The 3,569-nt window shown below is 29.4% G+C and carries 3 protein-coding genes; all 3 read left to right on the top strand.

Annotated features, from left to right (window positions below; translation table 4 throughout):
* Positions 1-199: 199 nt before the first annotated feature.
* The 3 genes from EHV01_RS03985 to gpmI all read left to right on the top strand — a co-directional run bounded on the left by EHV01_RS03985 (position 200) and on the right by gpmI (position 3,481).
* Positions 200-934 carry a hypothetical protein gene (locus EHV01_RS03985; protein WP_422066302.1) on the top strand — a complete coding sequence of 245 codons (735 nt, stop codon included), beginning with the start codon at positions 200-202 and terminating at the stop codon, positions 932-934.
* A gap of 102 nt (positions 935-1,036) precedes the next feature.
* Entirely contained in the window at positions 1,037-1,843 is an 807-nt protein-coding gene (locus tag EHV01_RS03980; RefSeq protein ID WP_422066301.1) for a Cof-type HAD-IIB family hydrolase, read from the top strand.
* Positions 1,844-1,894: 51 nt separating this feature from the next.
* Positions 1,895-3,481 carry a 2,3-bisphosphoglycerate-independent phosphoglycerate mutase gene (gpmI, locus tag EHV01_RS03975; protein ID WP_422066300.1) on the top strand — a complete coding sequence of 529 codons (1,587 nt, stop codon included), beginning with the start codon at positions 1,895-1,897 and terminating at the stop codon, positions 3,479-3,481.
* Positions 3,482-3,569: the final 88 nt, after the last annotated feature.

Here is a 3,569-nt window from a genome sequence, read left to right as displayed (position 1 = left end):
AKTATAAAAAATTTAAAGCAAAATCATAATCTTACACAAAATTAGTTTTCAAATTGTCATATTGATGATTTTTTTTATTTCATCAAGAGTTTTCGACAAAATTAAAGGATATTATCCTAAAATTGCGGCCATTTTTATGTTATAATTACTATACAAAAATAAAGAGTATGTAATTATTGATGAAATGGAAGGGCATAAAATGAATTTTAAACATTCTTTTAACAATGGTTTAGGCAACAAGCCAGAAAGTAACCAACAGCAAACTTCTCTTAACCAGGAAAATAATTTTAATGTTTCACAACAAAATTATCAACAAAAAAGACCTAATAAAAATTATAATCCAGTAACATCTGGACAGGTCGGACAAAATATTTCGCAACAACAATATTCATCAACAAGAAATATTGGTTCACAACAATATCAACAACAAAATGTAAATGAACAATATTCTCCTAATGTTAATAATTGAGGACAACAAAATAACCAACAAATAAATACTATGCAAGAAAATTCACAACAATTATCGGGACAAGAAACTCAATTTCAAACGATTGCTGAACGAATTGCTAATATGCAAAATCGTACTTCAATTAAACCATCAGATTTCTTAAATGCCCCAATTGATCCAAATATTAAAGTTGGACTTGGTAAAAATATGAATATTGGAATACCATGACCACCCGATTTATTTGATGATAAGCAGCAAAAAGGAACTAATAGCAAAAAACATCAAGAAAATATTGAAAAAATTCAATGTCAATGTAAAAATTGTGCAAAGAAAATACGTCCTTGATTAACTGTTTTTATTACTATTTTAATTGTTTTAGCGATTTTAGGTGGTTGTATAAGTGCTATTTATGGTTTTCGTCCGCAATTAAGAGATTGACTTTTAAAAGATGAAGTAGCAACTGAAAATGCAAATGCAGTTGTTTAAGGGATAATTCTTGTTTAAGAATTTAATTTTTAAACCATATTTAAAAATATAGTTTTTTCTTTTACAATATAATTATGAGATTTTAATAGAAAGTAGGGAATTATGACTAAAATTAAATTAATTGCATTAGATATGGATGGAACTGCTTGTTCATTTCATCAAGGGATTCACGAGGCCAATATTATGCCAATTATTAAAGCACAAGAAATGGGGGTACGAGTTATTTTTGCAACAGGACGACCAGTATTAACTTCGTTATCAGAAGCTATTAAAGTAAAAATGGATTATTTTCATCAATACTTTATTGGTTTTAATGGTGCATGTATTTATGATATTAAGACACATACAATTGTTCATCAACAAACCTTGTCTACTTCTCAAGTTAATTTTTTATTCCAATTGGCAAAAAAATATCATAAAAAATTATGATGTTATACTGATGATTTAACCAAAGTTATTGTTAATTTTAATCCTGTTGCTGAAAATAATCCTGAATTAGCATTTTTTGATGGAGAGTTTATTCAATATGATTCTGCATTAACAATTCAAAATAAAAGTTATAAATGTATTGTAATGGATGTTCATGAAAACGACGATTTTATTATTGCAGCTCGTGGGCAAAATATTGAAGTTGCAATTGATGCCTCAGGAACAGCAGAAATAAATGCTCCAGAGATTAGTAAATTAGCTGGTTTGAAATGAATTTCATCCCAATGGAATATTGCTTTATCAGAAATGATGGCAATTGGTGACAGTATGAATGATTATTGAATGATTAAAAATGTAGGATTGGGAATTGCAATGGAGAATAGTCAAGAACAAATTAAGGCAATAGCAAAAGAAGTAACGACAACCGTTGAAACAGGTGGTGTTGCAAAAATGATTGAAAAATATATTCTCAATAAATAGAAAATAATTATATAATTGTTAAGAAAAGAGAAAAAGAGGAGAAATAATAAAATGAAAGTTAAACAACCAATTTTATTGGCAATTCTTGATGGGTGAGGGATTGCACCTGATTCAAAAGGAAATGCTGTAACACAAGGGCATATGGTCAATGTTGAAAAGCTAAAAGCAAAATATCCATGAGTCTCAGCACATGCGGCAGGAGAATGAGTTGGTTTACCAGAAGGACAAATGGGAAATTCTGAAGTTGGACATATTCATTTAGGAGCAGGTCGCATTAAATATGAATCATTAACTTTAATTAATAAAGCAATTAAAGATGGAACATTTAATCAAAATCCAGAACTTTTAGCTGCAATTAATTTTGCAAAAAAAAATAATGGTGCTTTTCATATTATGGGATTATTTTCAGATGGTGGTGTTCATTCACATTTAAACCATATTTTTGCTGCTTATAAATTAGCAGCACAAGAAGGAGTAAAAGAAATTTACTTGCATATTTTAGGTGATGGACGTGATACGAAACCAGAATGTATTAAAATTTATCTTAAACAATTTCAACAATTACAAAACGAATTAAAAGTTGGCAAAATTGCAACCATTGGTGGTCGTTATTACGCAATGGATCGTGATAAAAAATATGACCGAGTGCAGGTTGCTTATGATGTTTTAGTTTCAAGAAAAGGCTCGAAATTTAGTGACCCAATAGAATATATTGACCGTGAATATCAAGCTGGCCGTAATGATGAATTTTTAATGCCAGCATATAATATTAATACTCCAAGAGGTTATATTAAATCAGGTGATGCTGTCTTTTTTGCTAATTTTCGTCCTGATCGTGCTATTGCAATAGCTTCGGCTTTAACAAATCCTAATTTTCCGGGTAATGATGCACAAACTTATTTTATGCCAAAATTATATGATATTTATTTTGTTTCAATGATGGAATATGCAGAAACAGTTGCTTCAAAACATGTTGCTTTTAAGCCAATTGAAGTTATTAATGGTTTAGGAGAATGATTAAGTAAAAAAGGTTACCGTCAATTGCGAATTGCTGAAACAGAAAAAATTTCTCATGTTACATTTTTCTTTGATGGTGGAAAAGATTATTTTAAAAATGGTCTAGCAACACAAGCCGAAATTACATTACCAGGGGCTTCAGCAGATTTAATTCCATCACCAAAAGTAGCAACTTATGATTTAAAACCAGAAATGTCAGCGTATGAAATTACTGATAAATTAATTGCTGAACTTAATCGAAATGAATTTGATATTATTATTTTAAATTTTGCAAATTGTGATATGGTTGGGCATACTGGAATCTTACCAGCCGCAATCGAAGCAGTTAAAGCTATTGATGATTGTCTTGGCAAAATTTATGCAGCAATTGAGAAAGTTAACGGAATTATGATTATTACTGCTGACCACGGAAATGCTGAAATTATGATTGATGAAACAGGGGGTCCTAATAAAAAGCATACTTCACAATTGGTTTCAATTATTATTACAAAAGAGGGGTTACAATTACGAAAAGATAATCCGGCAATTGCTGATATTGCTCCGACAATCTTAGATTTATTAGGTGAAGAAATTCCCCCTGAAATAACACAACCATCATTAATTATTAGACTTCTTGCATAACCTAGTTATTTTAAAATTCCTATAAAATATATTTAAAATAGAAATTATAGGAATCTAAAATTATGAAATTTGATAAATTTGATTTTAW

This window comes from Spiroplasma sp. hy2, from assembly GCF_044714365.1.
Taxonomy (GTDB): Bacteria; Bacillota_I; Bacilli_A; order Mycoplasmatales; family Mycoplasmataceae; genus Spiroplasma; species Spiroplasma phoeniceum.
This window is presented reverse-complemented; position numbering and strand designations above follow the sequence as displayed.